Genomic DNA, 21,540 nt, shown 5'->3' on the forward strand with positions numbered 1-21,540 from the left:
ATAACAGCAACAATATTAACTTTCCCAATCAAGGAAGAGATAAGTGTCATGCAAAACATGGATAACCAATCGTTCACCGCTCAACTATTCGTCGATAAAAAGCCGGTTGCCCTAGCAGGCAAAGTCATTCGGAAAATGTTGGAGTCCCCCGACTTCAATGATGGTGAAAAGGCTATCCTCGAGAAAAAACTCGACATTTACGGAGACGTTCTTCTGAGTTACGCGGAGGACGTTGCCCCAGAAACGTTTCTCTTCGCCTATCACGACGACGTCTACACTATCAAAATTGAAGATCGTGACGGAAACTTCAAAAACAATGTAAGCATGGAAGGCGAACAGCGTAACCTGTCGGTTTTTGAAGGTAATGACCCTACTTACTTTCGCATCATTAACAGCCAGGGCGATAGTGCAAAACTGGACGACCTGCCAGACGAAGTCAACAACATCCGCCTTCATACCGGTCCACAGCGTCGAGAGGTACTGACCTATGGCGAGTCACCAAACTTTCCGATTTTTACCGACAAAGAACGACGCGGCAAACTTGTCTTCTTCGATCTGAAAATCATCAATCGTAATGTCTCTCTATAAGACCGTCGATTGAATGCTCTGTGAGAGCATGATTTTAAAAAACCGGTCAGCGATGGCCGGTTTTTTTCTGCCCGGGAAAAATTCCAGCCTCCCAAAAGGCTCAAGGTCGGGGTATCCAACCCAACTGGTAAGACCGGTCATGCCAATTATGCAATTTCCACTTGCGAACAGCCAAAAATAGCGCCTAGACTCCACCTGCACTGGACATACCGGTAAGACCACAATAATTAAGTCCTGAAGTCGATGCGCCCTGCGCACGGCAGCCAGGACACCGACCAGGATTCCTCCCATGCTCAGATGGTGCTCGCGTTCAATCTTCCTCCAAGTGGTTCTCGGACTGGTGCTCGGCATCGTCTGCGGGCTGACCCTTCCCGAATACTCCGCTCAGCTCAAACCGCTCGGTGACGGTTTTATCAAGCTGATCAAAATGCTCATTGGCTTGATTGTGTTTTGCGTAGTGGTCAGCGGCATCAGCGGTGCCGGCGACCTGAAGAAGGTCGGCCGTATCGGCCTGAAATCGGTGATCTACTTTGAAGTCCTCACCACCATTGCGCTGGTGATTGGTCTGGTATTCGCCTTCAGCACCGGTATCGGTAGTGGCGCGAACATTCATCTGGAGCAGCTCTCCGCGGCCGATATGGGCGACATCGCCCAGCGGGGCCAGCACATGCACACCACCACGCAGTTCCTCATGGACCTGATTCCGACCTCGGTGCTTGGCGCCTTTGCCGATAACAATATCCTGCAGGTCCTGCTGTTTTCAGTGTTGTTCGGCAGCGCGCTGAATCTGGTGGGTGAAGCTGCGTCGGGCATCTCCCGGCTGATCAATGAGCTGAGCCACGTGATCTTCCGCATCATGGGCATGATCGTGCGTCTGGCGCCGATCGGCGTGTTCGGTGCGATAGCCTTCACCACCAGCAAATATGGCCTGGATTCCCTGCAGCACCTGGGCAGCCTGGTCGGCTTGTTCTACCTGACCTGCGTGGCCTTCGTTGGCCTGATTCTCGGCCTGGTGATGCGCCTCTCTGGCTTGAAAATGTGGCCGCTGCTCAAGTACCTGCGCGAAGAACTGCTGATCGTCATGGGCACCGCTTCGTCCGACGCTGTGCTGCCACAAATCATGCGCAAGCTTGAACACCTGGGCATCGGCAGTTCGACGGTCGGGCTGGTCATTCCAACGGGCTACTCGTTCAACCTAGACGGTTTCTCGATCTACCTGACCCTGGCCATCGTGTTCATTGCCAATGCCACCGGCACACCGCTGGCCATGACCGACCTGCTGACGATTCTGTTGGTGTCGTTGATCACCTCCAAGGGCGCGCACGGTATTCCCGGATCGGCGCTGGTGATCCTGGCGGCGACCCTGACGGCCATTCCGGCGATTCCGGTGGTAGGTCTGGTGTTGGTGCTGGCCGTGGACTGGTTCATGGGCATTGGCCGGGCGCTGACCAACCTGATCGGCAACTGTGTGGCTACCGTGGCTATCGCCCGCTGGGAAAAGGACATCGATGTGCAACGGGCGAACAAGGTACTTTCCGGCCAGGTGGGTTATACCTTCCAGCCGCGAAAACCCGTGACCCCGGCGCATCAGCAGGAATTTTGAATAATCGCCGTGCCTGCTCCCGGGCAGGCACGGTCAATAACCGTTACAGATGCTCATGGAGCGAATAGTGATTACCACCTCGACCGTTGTGAATTCAGTCGTAGAAAAACTTCGGGCCGCACTGGCCCGCGGTCAGTGGCGCTCCGGCGAAATGCTGCCGGGGCAACGCGAACTGGCCGAACAACTGGGCATCAGCCGCCCGAGCCTGCGCGAAGCGGTCATCGTCCTGGAAACCCTGGGCTTGGTGCGCTCGATGCCGGGCAAAGGCGTAGTGGTGCTCGAGGCCAATCTCGCCGACAGCCAGGCGCATGAAAGCGCAGTGGCCGCGGCGAGCCTGGAGGATGTGCTGCAACTGCGCTATACCCTTGAGCCGTTCATCGTCGGCCTCGTGGCGCAGTCCATCAGCAGCAAGGAAGTCGGGCAACTGCGCCTGACCCTGATGGACATGCGCGAAGCCCTGGAGGCCAACGATAGTGAAGCCGGCGTAAGCGCCTACATCGCGTTCCACGAAGAGCTGTTCACGCTGACATCCAACCCGATCTTCCAGAGCGTGGTCCAGCAAACCAGCAATGCCCTCAAGCAGAGCGCCGAAGTGTTGCGTAATTCCCCAGAGCATCTGGCTGAACGCCTTGAAGAAAACGAAGCCGTGGTGCGGGCGATCCGCAGCAAGAACAGCGCCCTGGCCAGCGCCGAGATGCGCCGGCACATTCTTCGGGAAGGTCAGCGGATGGGCATCGAGCTGAACATTCCGGAAGACAACTTTGGCAGTTGAAACCTCTTCGAACTGGAGATTGGCCATGAACAGCTTCGCCTCGCCACAAACGCTCGCTACCCTGCCCGTCCGCCCTTCGGTGGATGATCTGTATTCGCGGGTCCTCGATGCCATTTTCGAACTGCGCATCCATTCGGCCAGTCGCTTTACCGAAGAAAGCCTGGCGCAGATGTTCGGTGCAAGGCGCAGCGACATGCGTGATGTCCTGACGCGATTGTCCCATCAACAGATCATCATCCTTCGAGTCAACCATCGCCCCCGCGTCGCCGAGCTTGATGCCGAGCAGACCCGGCAGACCCTGCATGCCCGGCGTCTGGCCGAGATCATGCTGGTGCGGCTGGCCTGTCAGCGCCCCTGCGCGCAAGACTTGAAGCGCCTGCGGACACTGGTCGAAAACGAGCGTCAATGCGCCGAGCGTGGCCGGGCGATTCGTTTGTCGGGAGAGTTTCATCTGCAGTTGGCACACATGGCGGGGAATGCACCGCTAGCGCATTTTCTTGAGAGCCTGGTACCACTGACTTCGTTGGCGATTGCGCAATTTGATCTGCAGCAGAAGGATTATTGCGTGGAGCAAGTGCACATGGAGATTCTGGATGCACTGGAGCAAGGAGACGCCGCGACGGCGCAAGTCGCGCTCAACCGGCATCTGGATTATCTGGAAGATTTGTTGCTGAGCCCTGCATCGGCACTGGGCCAAAACTGTGCCGCAGGTTAGTGCGCTTTCGCTCCCACAGGCAATTGCACTTCAAATGTGGGAGCGAGCCTGCTCGCGATGGCGGTTTAAGGCTCGCTGCAATTTCTGACTTTAATCCGCCGCCACCCGCGCAAAACCCTCGCGAATCTTTTCTTCCGGCAAGTCATCGGCAATGAACACGATCACGCTCTCGCGCGCTTCGCCTTCCGCCCACTCGGTATCCCAGTCGAAACCATAAAGCTTCAGCACCCCCTGGAAGACCATGCGACGCGATTCGCCGAGGATATTCAACACGCCTTTGTAGCGCAGCAACTGCTTGCCGTGCTCCTCCAGCAGCTCGTTCATGAACTCGCTGAGCTTGTCGATATCCAGCGGTTTATCAGTGCGCAACACCAGGCTGGAAATGCGGTCGATAGACGGCGCTTTGCTCACCGGACGCAAACTTACCCCGCCACCCAGATCGGCATTGAGGTTGAAACCACGCACGTCGAGCAATTCGGCCAGGTCAATCCTGCCGTGGTCGACCACGCGAATCGGCGCGCGACGGTTGATGCGGGTCAGGCGCTCGCTCAACGCGGTGAAGGTCGGCTCGTCCACCAGATCGCGCTTGCTCACCAGCAGGCGGTCGGCAAAACCGATCTGTGCCTGGGCGATGGTCTGGGTCAGGTGCAGATCAGCATGAGCGGCATCGACCAGGGTGATGATGCCGTCGAGGATATAGCGTTCACGCAGTTCTTCGTCGATGAAGAAGGTTTGCGCCACCGGTGCCGGGTCGGCCAGGCCGGTGCATTCGATCACCAGCCGGTCGAACGCTATGTCGCCCTGGTCCAGGCGCTCCAGCAACAAGTAAAGCGCCTTGGTCAGGTCCGTATGAATGGTGCAGCAAACGCAGCCGTTTGACAGCGTCATCACTTGCACTGGCTCGTCGCCCAACAACTGGGTATCGATGCCGGCATCACTGAATTCGTTCTCGATCACGGCGATTTTCAGGCCGTGTTCGGCCTTGAGCAGGTGACGCAACAGCGTGGTTTTACCAGCGCCGAGGAAGCCGCTGAGGATCGTGACAGGTATAGGGACTGACAAAATAAGGTCTCCTGGGCGCAGAAAAGACTGTAGGAGCCGGCTTGCTGGCGATGGCGTCCCGAAGATCGCTATCGCCAGCAAGCCGACTCCTACAGAGGTGATGCCTAAGCGGTTTGTTTCAACAGCACTTCGGCCCACCCTTGCCACCGTAACGGGCTTCCTGACGTTCGCGGAAGAACATCTCGTAGCTCATCACCGGTTTGTCCGGGTGTTTAGTCTGCATATGCTCGACGTAGTTGTCGTAGTCGGGCATGCCGACCATCAGGCGCGCGGCCTGACCGAGGTATTTACCGAGACGACTCAGGTCATTGAACATGGTGCAAATCCTCGATCACGCTTCCGGTAGCGCCTGGAATGGCGCTTCTTTATCCGTACGTTCTTTGCTGCCCCAGGCGGAAATACCGACCTTGAGCGCATAGAACAGGATACTGAACACCACGAACAGGAACAGCGCAGTCAGCGTTGCGTTGGTGTAGGCGTTGAAGATCACGTGCTGCATCTGGGTAATGTCCTTCGCCGGGGCGAGGATCTGACCATTGGCCAGCGCATCGCTGTATTTCTTGGCCAGCGACAGGAAACCGATCGCCGGGTTGGCATCGAACAGCTTGATGAAGCCCGCCGTAGTGGTGCAGATCAACAGCCATACGGCCGGCACCAGGGTTACCCAGATGTAGCGTTGGCGCTTCATCTTGATCAGCACGACGGTGCCGAGCATCAGCGCGATGCCGGCCAGCATCTGGTTGGAGATACCGAACAGCGGCCACAAGGTGTTGATGCCGCCCAGTGGATCGATCACGCCCTGGTACAGCAGATAACCCCACATCGCCACACAACCGGCGGTGGCGATCAGGTTGGCGGTCCAGGATTCCGTGCGACGCAGGGCCGGCACGAACGAGCCGAGCAGGTCCTGGAGCATGAAACGACCGGCACGGGTACCGGCGTCGACTGCGGTCAGGATGAACAGTGCTTCGAACAGGATCGCGAAGTGGTACCAGAACGCCATGGTGTTTTCACCCGGCAGAACACTGTGCAGGATCTGCGCGATCCCCACCGCCAGGGTCGGCGCACCGCCGGCACGGGCCAGGATGGTGGTTTCACCGATGTCGTGGGCCACTGCTTGCAACGCTTCCGGCGTGATGGCAAAGCCCCAGTTGCTGACCGCCGTCGCTACCGCCACCACATCCCCGCCGACCACGGCGGCCGGGCTGTTCATGGCGAAGTACACGCCCGGTTCGATCACCGATGCGGCGACTATGGCCATGATGGCCACGAACGACTCCATCAGCATGCCGCCGTAACCGATGTAGCGGGCGTTGGTTTCGTTATCCAGCAGTTTCGGCGTGGTCCCGGAAGAGATCAGCGCGTGGAAACCCGAGACCGCGCCACAGGCGATGGTGATGAACAGGAACGGGAACAGCCCGCCCTTCCATACTGGGCCGGTGCCATCGATGAACTGGGTCAGGGCCGGCATTTTCAGCTCGGGCATGGTAATCAGAATGCCGATGGCCAACGCGATGATGGTGCCGATTTTCAGGAAGGTCGACAGGTAGTCACGGGGTGCCAGGATCAGCCACACCGGCAACACTGCCGCGACAAAACCGTAGCCGATCAGCATCCAGGTGATTTGTACGCCGGTGAAGCTGAACGCCTTGGCCCACACCGGATCCGCGGCAATCTGCCCGCCGAGCCAGATCGAGCCCAGCAGCAACAACACGCCAATGACGGAGATTTCACCGATACGACCCGGGCGGATGTAACGCATGTACACGCCCATGAACATCGCGATCGGGATGGTCGCCATCACCGTGAAAATGCCCCAGGGGCTTTCGGCCAGGGCCTTGACCACGATCAGGGCCAGCACCGCGAGGATGATGATCATGATCAGGAAGCAACCGAACAGCGCGATGGTGCCGGGGATGCGGCCCATTTCCTCGCGAACCATGTCGCCCAGGGACCGACCGTTGCGGCGGGTGGACATGAACAGGACCATGAAGTCCTGCACCGAACCGGCCAGCACCACGCCGGCGATTATCCATAGCGTGCCGGGCAGGTAGCCCATCTGCGCCGCCAGGACCGGACCGACCAACGGCCCCGCGCCAGCGATGGCCGCGAAGTGGTGACCGAAAAGAATGTGTTTGTTGGTCGGCACGTAGTCCAGACCGTCATTGTTGAGCACAGCGGGGGTGGCCCGTCGCGCGTCGAGTTGCATGACATTGTTAGCGATGAACAGACTGTAATAGCGGTAGGCAACCAGATAGATGGCCACGGCAGCGACCACAATCCACAAGGCGTTGATTGCCTCGCCCCGGCGCAATGCCACGACACCCAGGGCGCACGCACCTATGATTGCCAACAGCAGCCAAGGCAAATGGCGTAGCGGGCTATTATTATTTTTCATTTTATTATTCCAGCCAGAGTGGACAAGAAAGACAGCCACCCCGAGTTTAGCGCTCCTGACGGCAAAGGCCATAGCCCGACATTGGTCTAGCCACCTGCCCCCGCTGGCAGCCTTGAAGAATGCGGGTCTATAGTCAGCGTACATCTACGAGGATCGCGCCATGAGCGAGCACCCAGCCGAACGTCGCCGCTTCAAACGTATTGCGTTCGATGCCCGAACCGAGCTGAGTCAGGGTGAGTCCACCTGGCCGGTGACGTTGATTGATCTGTCGCTCAAGGGGTTACTGATCGAGCGACCCGATCCGTGGTTGGGCAATGCGCAGCAGGATTTTCTGGTCGACATTCATCTGAGCGAAGACGTCGACATCATCATGGATGTGCAACTGGCCCACGATGACCACGGCCAACTCGGTTTTGTCTGCCTGCACATCAGCCTGGAATCCATCGAACGCCTGCGGCGATTGATCGAGCTCAACCTGGCTGATAAGGCCGAGCTCGAGCGAGAGCTGGGCGCCCTGATCGAGATCTAGCCATCCCCGAATCCCCCCTGTGGGAGCGGGCTTGCTCGCGAAGGCATCGTGTCAGTCGACATCAATGTTGAATAAAAGACCGCTTTCGCGAGCAAGCCCGCTCCCACAGGGTTGTGTATTTACCTGAAGCTATTCGAACAACGCATCCAAGGCCTGCTCCAGTCGAGTCACGGCAATGATCTGCAATCCTGCCGGCGCCTCCTTCGGCGCATTGCCCTTGGGCACGATGGCCCGCTTGAAGCCGTGCTTGGCAGCCTCTTTCAAACGCTCCTGACCGCTCGGCACCGGACGCACCTCGCCGGAAAGCCCGACTTCACCGAACACCAGCAGATCGTGGGGTAACGGCCGGTTGCGCAAGCTGGACATCACCGCCGCCATCAACGCCAGATCGGACGCCGTTTCCAGTACCTTGACCCCGCCGACCACGTTGAGAAATACGTCCTGATCGTGGGTCGGAATGCCACCGTGACGGTGTAGCACCGCCAGCAGCATCGCCAACCGGTTTTGATCCAGGCCCAGTGTGACCCGGCGCGGGTTGGCCAGATGACTGTCGTCCACCAATGCCTGAACCTCCACCAGCATCGGCCGCGTACCTTCCCATGTGGCCATTACCACACTGCCCGGGACTTCTTCTTGAGCGCGAGTCAGAAAAATCGCCGATGGATTGGAGACTTCTTTCAGGCCCTTGTCGGTCATGCCGAACACGCCCAGTTCATTGACGGCACCGAAGCGGTTCTTCACCGCCCTTAGCAGACGCAGGCGCCCGTCGGACTCACCTTCGAAATACAGCACGGTGTCGACCATGTGCTCCAGCACGCGAGGGCCGGCCAGCGCGCCTTCCTTGGTGACGTGGCCGACCAGGAAAATCGCCGTACCGCTCTGTTTGGCATAACGCACCAGCAACGCAGCGCTTTCACGCACCTGGGATACGCCGCCCGGTGCCGATTGCAGTTGCTCGGTAAAAATCGTCTGGATCGAGTCGATCACCATCACCCTGGGCTTTTCCTGGCGGGCGGTGGCAATGATGGTTTCGATGCAGGTTTCGGTCATGACCCGCAGTTGATCCTGGGGCAACCCCAGGCGCCGCGCACGCATGGCCACTTGCTGCTGGGACTCCTCGCCGGTGACATAGAGCGCCGGCATGCTCTTGGCGAGGTTGCACAAGGTTTGCAGCAGTATGGTCGACTTGCCGATGCCCGGGTCGCCACCGATCAGCACCACCGAACCATCCACCAGACCACCACCCAGAACCCGGTCGAGCTCGCTGGAAGCGGTGGAGAAGCGTGGAACTTCTTCGACACTGACTTCGGCCAGAGTCTTGATCTGCGCCTGCTGGCCGGTCCAGCCGGTACGACCACTGGGGGCTGCAGCCCCGCCGCTTTCCACCATGGTTTCGGTGAGGGTGTTCCAGGCCCCGCACTCACCGCATTGGCCGGCCCATTTGGGGAAGGTTGAGCCGCACTCGGTGCAGCCGTACATGCGCTTGGCCTTGGCCATCGGAACTCCCGGAAAAAAATGCGATGATAGCTCAGCTGAGGGACACGAGTGCGGCCAGATATTTTGAAACCCCTTGGGTGATTTCAAATAGCCTTCATCTAGTTCAGGTATATTCAAATACATTCACCTTACAAAAAACCTGTATAAGTTTTTTACTCAACATACCCAACAAATTATGGCGCTACGCCTCATCGCCCGACTTGAAAAGTTGTACAACCGTTACTCACATACGTACTTATTGCACAACTCCGACAATACCCAAACAAAATTCAATTATTAACCCTGAGTAGCACGAAACTGAATTAGCCAACTTCCAGATTAACCGAACAGTTAACCGCCACTCTAACTGCAATTAATTTTCAAAACAGTTTCCGGCTACCACTTACCCGATTAACTTCAACCCTCCCGATTCAAGAATGGACTTTCGACTCACACAAACGAAGCCATTGCGCTGAAGAAAACACCGTACGCGAACCACTCTGGAAGACCTGGTCACCCCCACGGATGAGATCAATCGGTGAATTTTTCAACACCACCCGGGTCGATTGCAGGCAAGCACAGCAGGCAGTTGTTTCATGCAGGATGCGATTTGCTGATTTACACTGCGTTCATCAACCTCATCTGTAACAAGGAAATAACCTATGGGCGTGTTAAACGAGTTCAAGGCCTTCGCGGTCAAAGGCAACGTGGTCGACATGGCCGTCGGCATCATCATCGGTGCGGCCTTCGGCAAGATCGTGACGTCGTTTGTCGGTGACCTGATCATGCCGCCAATCGGCATGCTGATCGGTGGCGTGGACTTCAGTGATCTGGTCATAACGCTCAAGGCAGCGGAGGGCGCCACTCCGGCGGTGGTGCTGGCCTACGGCAAATTCATCCAGACCATCCTCGACTTCGTCATCGTTGCCTTCGCGATCTTCATGGGCGTCAAGGCCATCAACCGCCTGAAGCGCGAAGAGGCCGTGGCCCCTAGCCTGCCGCCGGTTCCAACCAAGGAAGAAGAGTTGCTGGGCGAGATCCGCGATCTGCTCAAGGCCCAAAACAACCGGCCCTGACTGCATCAGCATAAAAAAACGGCGCCTTTGAGGCGCCGTTTTTCTTACCAGAAGTTTTCCACCGCCACCTGGCCGGGTCGCCGACTGAGGCTCAGGTGCATGTCCCGCTGTTTAAGCAGCTTGCGCGTGTCATCGATCATCTGCGGATTGCCGCACAGCATGACCCGTGAGTGCTCAGGCGTCAGCGCAACACCGGCGGCGCGCTCCAGTTCGCCGCTTTCAATCAGCGTGGTGATCCGCCCGTTCAATGCGCCAGGATGCTGTTCACGAGTGACCGTGGCGATGAATTGCAGCTTGTCTGCGTATTGCGCCAGATACTCACGTTGCGTCAGCCCCGCGATCAGCTCCTGGTAAGCCAGTTCCCGTGATTCGCGAACGCTGTAGACCAGGATGATCCGCTCGAATCTCTCCCAGACTTCGAAGTCCTGGAGTATCGACAGGAACGGCGCCACGCCGGTCCCGGTCGATAGCAGCCACAGGTCGCGCCCATCGACGAAACGGTCCGGTGTCAGGTAGCCGAAGGCCTGGCGGTCGACGAGCAATGTATCGCCGACGCCCAAGCGGCTGAGTTCACTGGTGAACTCACCACCCGGTACGACAATGGAAAAGAACTCCAGGAACTCGTCATAGGGCGAGGACACCATGGAATAGGCGCGCCATACCGTGCTGCCGTCAGCCTTGGTCACGCCCAACCGGGCAAACTGCCCCGCCCGAAAACGAAACCCGGCATCCCGCGTGGCGCGCAGGGTAAACAGGTTCGGGGTCAACGGATGAACCTCGAGCAAGGTCTGGCGCGTAAATTTTTCTTCACTGACGGACATGGAAGGCTCCAATCAAAAGATGCCCCAGTGTCCCGCAAAGACGGCAGCATAAACACAGACAAATTGTAGTGGCATTGATAGGCACAAGTGATCGCTCACTAAATTCCACACACAATCATCATTGTTAAATGACATATGGCATTTTAAAACTCCTATATGCCTAAGAACCTTAAGCACACTTTTCCAATAGTCAAAAGAGCAAAATTGTTGCACCAACTCCGTAGGAACTGTCCTACACTTCCTGACGTGCCGGATCTCGGATCCAAAAAATGCACCAACAAGCTACGCTAATGGAGAATTCCCCCATGGAGATCTGGAAGGAGTCACAGCTTAAGCAATTAGCCCATACACAAGAGATTGATACTGCCTATCGAATCGCGCTCAACTTTGCCAGAAACCTTGGATATAAATTCTGTGGGTTTTCAATTACTTCTAATTCAGTCGGGGTCGACGCGAACCCGGTGAGCCTGAACAATTTCCCCCCTGAGTGGAACATTCAATATGAAAAGAATAATGACACGCGAATAGACCCGATAATGGCGCAGTGCAATCACTCAATGTTTCCTGTTGTCTGGAGTGAAGAGCTTTTTTCCAGGACACCCTGGCTATGGCAGTTGTTGCAGCAACAAGGTTTGCAGCATGGCTGGTCCCAGGCGATCCACGATGAGGAAACCGGCCTGAACAGCATTCTCAGCCTGGCCAGAAGCCACTGCCCGATTTCAGCCTACGAGCTGTACGAAAACCTTGGATTCTCAGTGTTCATCAGTCGCCACTTGCACGCTCTGGCGCTTGGGATGCAACCGAAAAAAGCACTTCGCCCCCAGGTTCCCCCCTTGTCGCGGCGGGAACTCGAAGTCCTGAAACTCTCGGCCGATGGCAAGACAGCCTATGAAATTTCCAGGATCCTCAGTTTGAGTGAACGCACGGTCAACTTTCATGTGCACAGGGCTATCGAGAAGCTCGGCGTAAACAACAAGATTGCGGCAGTCCTCGCCGCAGCCCGTTCCGGGGCCATCTGAAAGCACCCCACCGAGGGAAAACCTGCGGGTAATCCAGGCAAAAAAAACGTACCATTTGCGGTCCCTCCTGAGTGTTGGCGTGCCGACCTTCACGGCGCAATACACTCGGACGGTTCCGCCCGCACCAACGCCTACAGGCAGCGGGACATCCGTTGATTACCCAGAGCCCCGCCCAATGCCTTTGCTCGAAACACCCTTCGCCAGCCTCGACCTGATCCGCCAGCCCGAACAGCAGAACGAACCGCTGCAAGCTTTCGATGCGGCCGATGAATACCTGCTCGATTACCTGGCTGAACAGCAGCCCACCGCTGACACCCGGGTGCTGGTGCTCAACGACAGCTTCGGCGCGTTGGCGGCCAGCCTGGCGGGCAAAATGCGGGTGGTCAGCAGTGGTGATTCGTTCCTGGCACTCCAGGGCCTGGAAAAGAACCTGGTGCGTAACGGCCTGGCGTTTGATGCGGTGCCGAGCGTCCCCGCCAGCGAGGCCCTGGTCGGGCCGTTTGACCGGGTGCTGATCCGTGTGCCGAAAACCCTGGCACTGCTGGAGGAGCAGCTGATCCGCCTGCAAGGCCAACTGGCACCCGGCGCCCAAGTGATTGCCGCCGCCATGATCAAGCATCTGCCCCGGGCAGCGGGCGACTTGCTGGAGCGTTACATCGGCCCCGTGCAAGCCTCGCTGGCGGTAAAGAAGGCGCGGCTATTGATTGCCGCGGCTGAAGACAAAACCCCTGCTGTGTCGCCTTACCCAACGCGATACAGGCTCGACGATCCGGCCATCGAACTGCTCAACCACGCCAATGTGTTTTGCCGCGAAGGCCTGGATATCGGCACACGGGCATTTTTGCCACACCTGCCGAAAAATCTCGGCTCGGCGCGGGTTGCCGATCTCGGTTGCGGCAATGGCGTCCTGGCCATCGCCAGCGCCCTGAAAAACCCCGAGGCCCACTACACGCTAGTGGACGAGTCGTTCATGGCGGTGCAATCAGCCGCCGAAAACTGGCGCGCAGCCTTGGGTGAACGGGAAGTGCTCGTGCGTGCCGGCGATGGCTTGGCCGGCCAGGAACCGCAATCGCTTGACGTCGTACTGTGCAATCCACCGTTTCACCAGCAACAAGTGGTGGGCGACTTCCTGGCCTGGCGGATGTTCCAGCAGGCGCGCGAAGCGCTGGTCGTGGGTGGCGCGCTGTACATCGTCGGTAACCGTCATCTGGGTTACCACAGCAAGCTGGCGCGATTGTTCCGTGGCGTCGAGCAAGTGGCAGCCAATCCTAAATTCGTGATCCTCAAGGCGCGCAAATAACAGGCAAAAAAAACCCTCCGGTCGGAGGGTCGTAAATCCGTGCCTTGAGGCTACGGGAGGGATGTCAGTGCGTGGTCAGGCCGGCCGCGTTCATGAACAGGCGCATCAGGCTGGCGACGATGAACAAGGCGCCCACGCTGCCGACCCAGATCAGGGCCAACCAGCCGAGCCGCTGCCACAGCGGCTTTTTTTCGGCTTCTTCGATGTCGTGCAGGGTGTGTTTGGCGGCCATAACGTCAATCCTCTTCAAGATTGATGGCGTCGCATCCGACGCCATCGCGAGCAAGCTCGCTCCTACAGGTTCGTGGTGCACAGGGCTAGTGGTAACCGTCTTCATGGGTAACCTTGCCGCGGAACACGTAGTAGCTCCAGAAGGTGTAGCCCAGGATGAACGGGATGATGAACAGCGTGCCCACCAACATGAAGCCCTGGCTTTGCGGCGGCGCGGCGGCATCCCAGATCGAGATCGATGGCGGGATGATGTTCGGCCACAGGCTGATACCCAGACCGCTGTAGCCGAGGAAGATCAGCACAAGGGTCAGCAGGAACGGCGTGTAGTGCGCGTTGCGGGCCACGGCGCGGATCAGGCCGTACATCGTCACCAGCACCAGGATCGGCACCGGCATGAACCAGAACAGATTCGGCATGGTGAACCAGCGTGCGGCGATGTCCGTGTGGGCCAACGGGGTCCAGATGCTGACGACGCCGATCACCGCCAGCAGCACGAAGGCCAAAGGCCGCGCCAGGTCATGCATCTGTTCCTGCAACTTGCCTTCGGTCTTCATGATCAGCCAGGTGCAACCGAGCAACGCATAGGCCACCACCAGCGCCGCGCCACAGAACATCGTGAACGGTGTCAGCCAGTCCAGGGAGCCACCGGCGAACTGCCGATTGACCACCGGCAGCCCATCGATGAATGCGCCGAGCGCAACACCCTGGAAGAATGTCGCGGTAACCGAGCCACCGATGAACGCCTTGTCCCACAGGTGACGCTTGTCGTCCCGGGCCTTGAAGCGGAACTCAAAGGCCACGCCGCGGAAGATCAACCCGATCAACATCAGGATCAGCGGCAGGTACAACGCCGAGAGCACCACCGAATAGGCCAGCGGAAACGCGCCGAACAACGCCGCGCCACCCAACACCAGCCAGGTTTCGTTGCCGTCCCAGACCGGGGCGACAGTGTTCATCATCACATCGCGATCGGTCTTGCCCGGAATGAACGGGAAGAGAATGCCGATGCCCAGGTCGAAACCGTCCATGACCACGTACATCATGATGCCGAAGATGATGATCACGGCCCAGATCAGCGGAAGATCAATACCCATGATTCAAATCTCCTTGGTCAGGCTGTGGCCGGCATCGGCGTGATCGTCGTCGGCCGCGGACAGCGGACGGGCCGGTGTGCGTTTCTGGCCGGGACCTCCGTCGTTGGTTTCCTTGCCTTCGTCGATCTTCGGCCCCTTGCGCACCAGGCGCATCATGTAGCCAAGACCGGCGCCAAACAGCGCGAAATAGACCACGACAAACAGGATCAGGGTGATGCTCATCTGCATGAAGCTATGGTTGGACGACGCATCCGCCGTGCGCATCAGGCCGTAGACCACCCACGGCTGACGGCCAATTTCGGTAGTGAACCAGCCGGCGAGGATCGCGATCAGGCCGGACGGCCCCATCCACAACGCCAGGTACAGGAACGGCCGCGAGGTGTAGAGGGTGTCACGCTTGCGCAGCCACAGGCTCCACAGGCCGGTGAAGATCATCAGGAAACCCAGGCCCACCATGATCCGGAACGACCAGAACACAATGGTCGAATTCGGCCGGTCTTCAGGCGGGAACTCCTTGAGCGCCGGCACCTGTTTATCCAGGGAGTGCGTGAGGATCAGGCTGCCCAGATACGGGATCTCGACGGCGAATTTGGTTTTCTCCTCCTTCATATCCGGCCAGCCGAACAGGATCAGCGGAGTCGCTTCGTTGCCCTTGTTTTCCCAGTGGCCTTCGATCGCGGCGATTTTTGCCGGCTGATGCTCAAGCGTATTGAGGCCGTGGAAATCACCGATGACCGCCTGGATCGGCGCGACGATCAATGCCATCCACATGGCCATCGAGAGCATTTTGCGGATCGCCGGGTTGTCCTTGCCGCGCAGCAAATGCCAGGCCGCGGAGGAACCGACGAAAAACGCCGTGGCAACGAACGCCGCCGTGGCCATGTGCATCAGGCGGTACGGGAACGACGGGTTGAAAATGATCGCCAGCCAGTCGGTGGGGATGACCTGGCCGTTGACGATCTCGAAGCCCTGCGGGGTCTGCATCCAGCTGTTGGAAGCGAGAATCCAGAAGGTCGAGATCAGCGTACCGATGGCCACCATCACAGTGGCAAAGAAGTGCAGGCCACGCCCGACCTTGTTCCAGCCAAACAGCATGACGCCGAGGAACCCGGCCTCGAGGAAGAATGCCGTGAGCACTTCATAGGTCAGCAAAGGCCCGGTTACCGAACCGGCGAAGTCCGAAAAGCGGCTCCAGTTGGTGCCGAACTGATAGGCCATGACCAGGCCGGAAACCACCCCCATGCCGAAGTTGACGGCAAAGATCTTCGACCAGAAATGGTAGAGGTCACGGTAGGTGTCGTTATGGGTTTTCAGCCACAGGCCTTCGAGTACCGCCAGGTAACTCGCCAGGCCGATGGTGATGGCCGGAAACAGGATGTGGAACGAGATGGTGAACGCGAACTGAATTCGGGCGAGATCAAGTGCCTCTAAACCGAACATAAGTCTTCCTCTGTCAGGTAGTACGGCTGCTGGCTGGAAGCCTGCACCCACGGCCCCCACGGGTATGGAGTGTGGCGAATCTCTGTTTGTTCTTTTTTTTTTGCACGCATCACAACGCAGGGAGTCTGGCCTTGCGGCCGCCGGATCAATTCCTTTTGTGGGTTTTGATCTGGATCAATCAACGATGAAAGAGTAGTCCCAATTTCGGGGATGAACCGCGTGGTCTTTTGCCGCGTGACAAGTTGCCTCACGGCCTTGGTCACGACCTGAAATACATTTCCTGTGAAAAATCGATGTCTGGCTAACTAAATTTTTTGTCATGGCAACTTCCTGTTACAGGTTGGTGATAATCTCGACCTTCCCCTTTCCCCAGATTTCCCCGCAGATGCCCAGCCAAGAGCCGTTGCTGTTACGTCACCATCGCCCTTTTCTCGCGTTCTGGCTGGCCCGGGTCTTTACCGCCAGCGGCTTCCAGATGCTCACCGTGGCCATCGGCTGGAACCTGTATCAGTTGACCGGCAACGTGCTCGACCTGGGTCTGGTCGGCCTGGTCGAGTTCGCCCCGCGCGTGCTGTTCATGCTGCACACCGGGCACGTCGCCGATCGCTATGACCGGCGCAAAGTGGCGGCGATCTGCCAGTTCTTGCAGGCATTGATCGCCCTGTCGCTGGCCATCGGCAGCGCGACCGATCATGTCACCCGGGAAATGATTTTCATCCTGGCCTTCCTGCTCGGTGCCGCCCGTTCCTTTGAGATGCCGACCACCCAGGCCCTGCTGCCAAGCATCGTGCCCAGCGCGCTGTTTCCCCGTGCGGTGGCTGCCGCGCAATCGGCCCAGCAATCGGCCACCATCGTCGCTCCGGCCCTTGGCGGTTTGCTCTACGCCTTCGGCAGCGTCTGGGTGTATGGCCCGACGGTGCTGCTGTATGTCATCGCCTGTTCGCTGATGCTCAACCTGCCAGCCCGGCAAACCCCGCTGAACAAGGGCAAGGCCACGTTGGATTCACTGCTGGCGGGCATTCGCTTCATCCGCAGTCGTCCGGACATTCTCGGGGCAATCTCCCTCGATCTGTTTGCGGTGCTATTGGGCGGTGCGACGGCGTTGCTGCCGGTGTTCGCCAAGGACATCCTGCTGACCGGCCCGTGGGGGCTGGGCCTGTTGCGTTCGGCACCGGCGGTGGGTGCGCTGCTGATGTCGCTGTTCCTGGCGCGGTTTGCCGTGGAGCGCAACGTCGGGCGTGTGATGTTCACCGCCGTGGGTATTTTCGGCGTGGCAACCATCGCCTTCGGCCTGTCGACCTCGTTCTGGTTTTCCCTGGCGGTGCTGGTGGTGTTGGGTGCGGCAGACATGATCAGCATGGTGATCCGCGCCTCGTTCGTGCAACTGGAGACCCCGGACGAAATGCGCGGCCGGGTCAGCGCCGTGAACGGTCTGTTCATCGGTGCTTCGAACCAGCTGGGTGAATTCGAATCGGGCCTGACTGCCCACTGGTTCGGCACCGTGCCAGCCGTGGTCATGGGCGGGATCGGCACGCTGGTGGTGACCGGAGTGTGGGTAAAACTGTTCCCGACACTGGCCAGCCGCGATCGCATGCACGTGGCTAAAGATGAAGAGAAGGAAGAAGCGAACGTCCAGGCAGGCTAAACCAGCAACTCCCCCGCTACCGCCATACGCGTGGCCTTACCGCAGAGTTGCTCCACCAGCGCCAGGGCAAATGCCAATGCAGCAGCCGAGCCCTGGGCGGTGATGCAATTGCCGTCGACCACCACCGGTTGATCGACGAAGTTACAGCCCAACAGTTGATGGCTGGCCGAGGGCAGGCAAGTCATGCGCCTTTGACGCAATACGCCAAAGGCTTGCAGCGCCACGGCGGGCGCTTCGGCAATGCCGGCGAACAGGCGCCCGGCCGCCGCCTGATCCTTGATCAATTGTTGCAGGGGTTGGTGCGCTGCCAGGTGCTGCGAACCCACCGCGCCACCGGGCAAGGCAATCAGGTCGAAGGGTTGCGCCAGCAAGTCCACCAGCATCGCATCGGACGTCAGCCGAGTGCCGCGGGCGCAGGTGAGCATGCGCCGACCTTCGATACTGGCCACCACCACTTCTATCTTGGCGCGGCGCAATACGTCGATCAGGGTCACGGTCTGCAGGTCGTCGGTGCCCTCGGCAAGGGCAATCAAGGCTCTAAAGGTCATCAGGTTTTGTCCACAGAATGATCTTTTAAGCGTAGTCAGCTTTCCTGCCCCTTGTTCGAGACCTGTGGCTACTTGATGTAAAGCTGCGTCGACATCGTATTGCCGGGCGCATTGATCGAAGTATTGCTGAAGGTCAACGTGCCTTCCTGCTTGCCCGCCAGGTCAAGGGCGTACAAATAGCCGACGGTTTTTTCCCCGGGGGTGCAACTGGTCAGGTTGCCGTTCTTGAACGCGCAGACCGGCGTGCGAGTGCCGTTCACTTCAAAACCGTCCAGGGCGACATGGGCCTCACGCCCGTAACCCACTTCCAGCACGTACACCGTGATGTTCGGGCCATTGTGATCGCAGCGCGTCTGGGTTTGCCCTTCATCGATGTTCTCGACACCACAGGAAGGCGACGCAACTTTGAGTACTTTCAATTGCGTCAGTGGCGGGGCCGATGCCGCCGTGGCCGTTTGTGCCCCGAGCAACAGCGCCATCAATACGCCGAACACGCTAACCAGACGCCTTTTCATGCAGGACCCATCCACCCCAAAAAACCAGCGCGCAGTATGGCGCACTTGGCTTTGGCGCAAAACATCGACGACGATCACCGCCATAAGCAGCCATATTCCCAAGCTACTGGTATGATGCGCGGCTTTTTCCGGCCCACAGTAATTTCCAGGCGCGTTCTGCTGCCTGTGCTTTGCTGTTGAGGTCGATACATTCACGGCGCCCGGCGCGCCACGGGGAGCAGACATGCTGGAAAGGCTGTTTCAACTCAAGGCACACAACACCAACGTGCGGACCGAGATTCTGGCGGGCGTCACGACCTTTTTGGCCATGGCCTACATTCTGTTCGTCAACCCGAGCATCCTCGGCGAGACCGGCATGGACAAGGGCGCAGTGTTTGTCGCCACCTGCCTGGCCGCCGCCATCGGCTCCACGGTCATGGGCCTGATCGCCAACTACCCGATCGCCCTCGCACCGGGCATGGGCCTGAACGCCTTCTTTACCTACACCGTAGTCCTGCACATGGGCCACACCTGGCAAGTGGCACTGGGGGCGGTGTTCATCTCGGCGGTGTGCTTCTTCCTGCTGTCGATCTTCCGCATCCGTGAATGGATCATCAACAGCATCCCGCTACCGCTGCGCTCGGCGATTGCTGCGGGTATCGGCCTGTTCCTGGCGTTGATCGCCCTGCACAACGCAGGCATCGTGGTCAGCAACCCGGCGACCATGGTCGGCCTCGGTGACCTGAAACAACCGGCACCAATCCTCGCCACCCTCGGCTTTGCCCTGATCGTCGCGCTTGAAGCACTTGCTGTGCGCGGTGCGGTGCTGATCGGCATCCTGGTGGTGACCATCATTTCCATCGTGATGGGCTTCACCCCGTTCGGCGGCGTGATGTCGATGCCGCCGTCGCTGGCCCCGACTTTCCTGCAACTGGACATCAAGGGTGCGCTGGACATCGGTCTGGTCAGCGTGATTTTCGCCTTCCTGTTCGTCGATCTGTTCGACAACTCCGGCACTCTGATCGGCGTCGCCAAGCGCGCCGGCCTGATGGGCAAGGACGGCCATATGCCGAAAATGGGCCGCGCGCTGATCGCCGACAGCACCGCCGCCATGGCCGGTTCCCTGCTGGGTACCTCGACCACCACCAGCTACATCGAATCCGCAGCCGGCGTGAGTGCCGGTGGCCGCACCGGCCTGACCGCCGTCGTGGTGGCGATCCTGTTCCTGCTGGCGCTGTTCTTCTCGCCACTGGCCGCCAGCGTTCCGGCCTTCGCCACAGCGCCGGCCCTGCTGTTCGTCGCCGTGCTGATGACATCCGGCCTGGCCGAAATAGACTGGGACGACATTACCGTCGCCGCGCCGGTGGTGATCACCGCGCTGGCAATGCCGTTCACTTATTCCATCGCCAATGGCATCGCCTTCGGTTTCATTTCCTGGACCGCCATCAAGCTGATGTCCGGTCGTGGCCGTGAGCTGAACCCGGCGCTGGTGATCCTGTCGATTCTGTTCGTGATCAAGCTGGGTTGGTTCAACGCATGACTTTTGATTCCCAGGCCTACGCCGTTCAGCTCGAAGAAAAGGTCACGCGTCTGCGTGACCTGCTGGCCCCGTTCGATGCACCGGAACCCGCCGTTTTCGATTCGCCGCTGAAAAACTTCCGCCTGCGCGCCGAATTCCGCCTGTGGCGCGAGGCCGGCGAGCGTCACTACGCGATGTTTTCCCAGGAAGACAAGCGCACGCCAATCCTGATCGAAGAGTTTCCGATTGCCAGCTTGCGCATCAACCAGTTGATGCCGCAGCTCAAGGCCGCCTGGCAAGCCAGCGCGCCCCTGAGCCACAAGCTGTTCCAGGTGGAGTTCCTGACCACCCTGGCTGGCGACGCGATGATCACCCTGTGCTATCACCGCCCGCTGGACGAGCACTGGCATGCGGCGGCGTCGAAACTGGCAACGGACCTGAACGTCAGCGTCATCGGCCGCTCCAAGGGCAAGCGCGAAGTCATCGGTCACGATTACGTGGTCGAGAAGCTGGAAGTCGGCGGCCGCACCTTCAGCTATCGCCAGCCTGAAGGCGCGTTCACCCAGCCCAACGGCACGGTGAACCAGAAGATGCTCAACTGGGCATACGATGCGCTTGGCGATCGCTCCGATGATTTGCTGGAGCTGTATTGCGGCAACGGCAACTTCACCCTGCCGCTCGCCACCCGCGTGCGCAAAGTGCTGGCCACCGAAATCAGCAAGACATCGGTCAACGCGGCCTTGAGCAATCTCAGCGAAAACGCGGTGGATAACGTCACCTTGGTGCGTTTGTCCGCCGAAGAGCTGACCGAAGCCCTGAACGAAGTGCGCCCGTTCCGGCGCCTGCACGGCATCGATCTCAAGAGCTACGAGTTCGGCAGCGTGTTCGTCGACCCGCCTCGCGCCGGCATGGACCCGGACACCTGCGAGCTGACCCGACGCTTCGACAACATCCTGTACATCTCCTGCAATCCGGAGACCCTGGCGGCAAACATCGCCCAACTGCACGACACCCACCGCATCACCCGATGCGCGATGTTCGACCAGTTCCCGTGGACCCATCACATGGAATCCGGGGTGATGCTGACCCGGCGTTGATGGCAAACGCCACCACAAAAAAGCCGTCCTCGTGACGGTTTTTTTGTATTCGTGCGCGGGAGACTGATAAATACTGGGTCGGATACTTCATCTGATCCCCGGTGTAATCAATC

Annotated in this window: 21 protein-coding genes; 11 read left to right on the plus strand and 10 right to left on the minus strand. The window is 59.0% G+C overall.

Translation table 11 applies throughout. The features are described 5' to 3' along the window. The first annotated feature begins 48 nt into the window (after positions 1-48). From QMK54_RS27015 to QMK54_RS27030, 4 genes are all read left to right on the plus strand, one after another. On the plus strand, positions 49-588 hold the full coding sequence (locus QMK54_RS27015) for a hypothetical protein (protein ID WP_320401612.1): 540 nt from the start codon (positions 49-51) through the stop codon (positions 586-588). Between the two features lie 289 nt (positions 589-877). Further along, entirely contained in the window at positions 878-2,191 is a 1,314-nt protein-coding gene (locus tag QMK54_RS27020) for a C4-dicarboxylate transporter DctA (RefSeq protein WP_110657122.1), read from the plus strand. A 67-nt stretch (positions 2,192-2,258) separates the two neighbouring features. Beyond that, entirely contained in the window at positions 2,259-2,963 is a 705-nt protein-coding gene (locus QMK54_RS27025) for a FadR/GntR family transcriptional regulator (RefSeq protein WP_110657124.1), read from the plus strand. Positions 2,964-2,988: 25 nt separating this feature from the next. Further along, positions 2,989-3,678, plus strand: a complete 690-nt coding sequence (locus QMK54_RS27030) for a GntR family transcriptional regulator (RefSeq protein ID WP_110657126.1) — start codon at positions 2,989-2,991, stop codon at positions 3,676-3,678. 90 nt (positions 3,679-3,768) lie between these two features. Here the strand turns inward: QMK54_RS27030 and yjiA are convergent, their stop codons facing one another. The 3 genes from yjiA to QMK54_RS27045 form a co-directional block, all read right to left on the minus strand. Further along, entirely contained in the window at positions 3,769-4,740 is a 972-nt protein-coding gene (gene yjiA / locus QMK54_RS27035) for a GTPase (RefSeq protein WP_320401613.1), read from the minus strand. Positions 4,741-4,858: 118 nt separating this feature from the next. Further along, entirely contained in the window at positions 4,859-5,056 is a 198-nt protein-coding gene (locus QMK54_RS27040; protein WP_007895266.1) for a YbdD/YjiX family protein, read from the minus strand. Between the two features lie 15 nt (positions 5,057-5,071). Further along, a complete protein-coding gene (locus tag QMK54_RS27045) occupies positions 5,072-7,138 on the minus strand; it encodes a carbon starvation CstA family protein (protein WP_223594631.1) in 2,067 nt (688 codons plus the stop codon). Positions 7,139-7,298: 160 nt separating this feature from the next. On the opposite strand from QMK54_RS27045, the gene QMK54_RS27050 reads away from it, so the two are divergent. Then, the gene (locus QMK54_RS27050) at positions 7,299-7,667 is read left to right on the plus strand and encodes a PilZ domain-containing protein (protein WP_110657131.1); all 369 of its coding nucleotides are present in this window, start codon (positions 7,299-7,301) and stop codon (positions 7,665-7,667) included. Positions 7,668-7,796: 129 nt separating this feature from the next. Here QMK54_RS27050 and radA read toward each other — a convergent pair whose 3' ends face one another. Next, positions 7,797-9,164 (minus strand): DNA repair protein RadA, encoded by a 1,368-nt coding sequence (gene radA / locus QMK54_RS27055; protein WP_008066110.1) that lies wholly within the window; start codon positions 9,162-9,164, stop codon positions 7,797-7,799. 641 nt (positions 9,165-9,805) lie between these two features. Between radA and mscL the strand changes: the two genes are divergently transcribed. Further along, positions 9,806-10,219 carry a large-conductance mechanosensitive channel protein MscL gene (gene mscL, locus QMK54_RS27060; RefSeq protein WP_110657133.1) on the plus strand — a complete coding sequence of 138 codons (414 nt, stop codon included), beginning with the start codon at positions 9,806-9,808 and terminating at the stop codon, positions 10,217-10,219. A 44-nt stretch (positions 10,220-10,263) separates the two neighbouring features. On the opposite strand, the gene QMK54_RS27065 is transcribed toward mscL, so the two are convergent. Next, positions 10,264-11,040: a ferredoxin--NADP reductase gene (locus QMK54_RS27065; protein ID WP_110657135.1), complete on the minus strand. Its 777-nt coding sequence runs from the start codon at positions 11,038-11,040 to the stop codon at positions 10,264-10,266. Between the two features lie 305 nt (positions 11,041-11,345). On the opposite strand from QMK54_RS27065, the gene QMK54_RS27070 reads away from it, so the two are divergent. Next, complete coding sequence (locus tag QMK54_RS27070; RefSeq protein ID WP_110657137.1) at positions 11,346-12,059, plus strand: autoinducer binding domain-containing protein; 714 nt, start codon at positions 11,346-11,348, stop codon at positions 12,057-12,059. 175 nt (positions 12,060-12,234) lie between these two features. After that, a complete protein-coding gene (locus QMK54_RS27075) occupies positions 12,235-13,359 on the plus strand; it encodes a methyltransferase (protein WP_110657138.1) in 1,125 nt (374 codons plus the stop codon). Between the two features lie 64 nt (positions 13,360-13,423). On the opposite strand, the gene QMK54_RS27080 is transcribed toward QMK54_RS27075, so the two are convergent. From QMK54_RS27080 to QMK54_RS27090, 3 genes are all read right to left on the minus strand, one after another. Next, on the minus strand, positions 13,424-13,591 hold the full coding sequence (locus tag QMK54_RS27080) for a DUF2474 domain-containing protein (protein WP_110657140.1): 168 nt from the start codon (positions 13,589-13,591) through the stop codon (positions 13,424-13,426). Positions 13,592-13,676: 85 nt separating this feature from the next. After that, a complete protein-coding gene (gene cydB / locus QMK54_RS27085) occupies positions 13,677-14,684 on the minus strand; it encodes a cytochrome d ubiquinol oxidase subunit II (protein ID WP_320401614.1) in 1,008 nt (335 codons plus the stop codon). Positions 14,685-14,687: 3 nt separating this feature from the next. Then, positions 14,688-16,124, minus strand: coding sequence for a cytochrome ubiquinol oxidase subunit I (locus tag QMK54_RS27090; RefSeq protein WP_110657142.1), 1,437 nt, complete (start codon positions 16,122-16,124; stop codon positions 14,688-14,690). A 385-nt stretch (positions 16,125-16,509) separates the two neighbouring features. Here QMK54_RS27090 and QMK54_RS27095 point away from each other — a divergent pair, with 385 nt between their 5' ends. Continuing rightward, the gene (locus QMK54_RS27095; RefSeq protein ID WP_320401615.1) at positions 16,510-17,769 is read left to right on the plus strand and encodes an MFS transporter; all 1,260 of its coding nucleotides are present in this window, start codon (positions 16,510-16,512) and stop codon (positions 17,767-17,769) included. Here QMK54_RS27095 and QMK54_RS27100 read toward each other — a convergent pair. Together QMK54_RS27100 and QMK54_RS27105 are read right to left on the minus strand one after the other, a co-directional pair. After that, the gene (locus QMK54_RS27100; RefSeq protein WP_110657146.1) at positions 17,766-18,317 is read right to left on the minus strand and encodes a DJ-1 family glyoxalase III; all 552 of its coding nucleotides are present in this window, start codon (positions 18,315-18,317) and stop codon (positions 17,766-17,768) included. The genes QMK54_RS27095 and QMK54_RS27100 overlap by 4 nt on opposite strands. A gap of 68 nt (positions 18,318-18,385) precedes the next feature. Continuing rightward, entirely contained in the window at positions 18,386-18,832 is a 447-nt protein-coding gene (locus QMK54_RS27105) for a DUF4879 domain-containing protein (protein ID WP_320401616.1), read from the minus strand. 223 nt (positions 18,833-19,055) lie between these two features. On the opposite strand from QMK54_RS27105, the gene QMK54_RS27110 reads away from it, so the two are divergent. Both QMK54_RS27110 and trmA read left to right on the plus strand, forming a co-directional pair. Beyond that, the gene (locus QMK54_RS27110) at positions 19,056-20,351 is read left to right on the plus strand and encodes an NCS2 family permease (protein WP_110657148.1); all 1,296 of its coding nucleotides are present in this window, start codon (positions 19,056-19,058) and stop codon (positions 20,349-20,351) included. Beyond that, positions 20,348-21,427: a tRNA (uridine(54)-C5)-methyltransferase TrmA gene (trmA, locus tag QMK54_RS27115; protein ID WP_110657150.1), complete on the plus strand. Its 1,080-nt coding sequence runs from the start codon at positions 20,348-20,350 to the stop codon at positions 21,425-21,427. The genes QMK54_RS27110 and trmA overlap by 4 nt, the downstream gene beginning before the upstream one ends. Positions 21,428-21,540: the final 113 nt, after the last annotated feature.

The organism is Pseudomonas sp. P5_109 (genome assembly GCF_034009455.1).
GTDB lineage: Bacteria > Pseudomonadota > Gammaproteobacteria > Pseudomonadales > Pseudomonadaceae > Aquipseudomonas.

Bases quoted from the DNA above. Each gene is read 5' to 3' on its own strand.
- QMK54_RS27095 (WP_320401615.1), top strand. From the start codon at position 16,510: ATGCCCAGCCAAGAGCCGTTGCTGTTACGTCACCATCGCCCTTTTCTC.
- mscL (WP_110657133.1), top strand. From the start codon at position 9,806: ATGGGCGTGTTAAACGAGTTCAAGGCCTTCGCGGTCAAAGGCAACGTG.
- QMK54_RS27045 (WP_223594631.1), bottom strand. From the start codon at position 7,138: ATGAAAAATAATAATAGCCCGCTACGCCATTTGCCTTGGCTGCTGTTG.
- QMK54_RS27100 (WP_110657146.1), bottom strand. From the start codon at position 18,317: ATGACCTTTAGAGCCTTGATTGCCCTTGCCGAGGGCACCGACGACCTG.
- QMK54_RS27090 (WP_110657142.1), bottom strand. From the start codon at position 16,124: ATGTTCGGTTTAGAGGCACTTGATCTCGCCCGAATTCAGTTCGCGTTC.
- radA (WP_008066110.1), bottom strand. From the start codon at position 9,164: ATGGCCAAGGCCAAGCGCATGTACGGCTGCACCGAGTGCGGCTCAACC.
- QMK54_RS27070 (WP_110657137.1), top strand. From the start codon at position 11,346: ATGGAGATCTGGAAGGAGTCACAGCTTAAGCAATTAGCCCATACACAA.
- QMK54_RS27110 (WP_110657148.1), top strand. From the start codon at position 19,056: ATGCTGGAAAGGCTGTTTCAACTCAAGGCACACAACACCAACGTGCGG.
- QMK54_RS27075 (WP_110657138.1), top strand. From the start codon at position 12,235: ATGCCTTTGCTCGAAACACCCTTCGCCAGCCTCGACCTGATCCGCCAG.
- QMK54_RS27030 (WP_110657126.1), top strand. From the start codon at position 2,989: ATGAACAGCTTCGCCTCGCCACAAACGCTCGCTACCCTGCCCGTCCGC.
- cydB (WP_320401614.1), bottom strand. From the start codon at position 14,684: ATGGGTATTGATCTTCCGCTGATCTGGGCCGTGATCATCATCTTCGGC.
- QMK54_RS27020 (WP_110657122.1), top strand. From the start codon at position 878: ATGCTCAGATGGTGCTCGCGTTCAATCTTCCTCCAAGTGGTTCTCGGA.
- trmA (WP_110657150.1), top strand. From the start codon at position 20,348: ATGACTTTTGATTCCCAGGCCTACGCCGTTCAGCTCGAAGAAAAGGTC.
- QMK54_RS27015 (WP_320401612.1), top strand. From the start codon at position 49: ATGCAAAACATGGATAACCAATCGTTCACCGCTCAACTATTCGTCGAT.
- QMK54_RS27105 (WP_320401616.1), bottom strand. From the start codon at position 18,832: ATGAAAAGGCGTCTGGTTAGCGTGTTCGGCGTATTGATGGCGCTGTTG.
- QMK54_RS27040 (WP_007895266.1), bottom strand. From the start codon at position 5,056: ATGTTCAATGACCTGAGTCGTCTCGGTAAATACCTCGGTCAGGCCGCG.
- QMK54_RS27080 (WP_110657140.1), bottom strand. From the start codon at position 13,591: ATGGCCGCCAAACACACCCTGCACGACATCGAAGAAGCCGAAAAAAAG.
- QMK54_RS27065 (WP_110657135.1), bottom strand. From the start codon at position 11,040: ATGTCCGTCAGTGAAGAAAAATTTACGCGCCAGACCTTGCTCGAGGTT.
- QMK54_RS27050 (WP_110657131.1), top strand. From the start codon at position 7,299: ATGAGCGAGCACCCAGCCGAACGTCGCCGCTTCAAACGTATTGCGTTC.